Here is a 240-nt window from a genome sequence, read left to right as displayed (position 1 = left end):
CGCCAGCACCATGCGGGCGAACTCCGCCTCGTCCAGATCGTAGTCCATGATGCCGATGGGGGCGGCGACGGCGCCGACCGAGATCACCGCATGCGTGACGCTGAAGCGGCTGACGAAGTCGATCGCCGAGACGCCGAAGGCGGCGCCGTTGTCGCTGCGCAACTCGCCGCCGGCCATGTAGACCCTGTTGCCGTTGATGGTGGCGAGCGTCCGGGCGATGTCCGACGAGTTGGTCACCAC

Annotated in this window: 1 pseudogene; it reads right to left on the bottom strand. The window is 67.9% G+C overall.

From position 1 onward, the window contains the following. Nucleotides 1-240: pseudogene (locus tag FQ664_RS26815) on the bottom strand (DeoR/GlpR family DNA-binding transcription regulator); the annotation flags it as partial.

Source organism: Pseudomonas persica, assembly GCF_900291015.1.
Classification (GTDB): domain Bacteria; phylum Pseudomonadota; class Gammaproteobacteria; order Pseudomonadales; family Pseudomonadaceae; genus Aquipseudomonas.
Note: the sequence above shows the minus strand (reverse complement) of the source record. Positions and strands in the feature narration are given on the sequence as shown.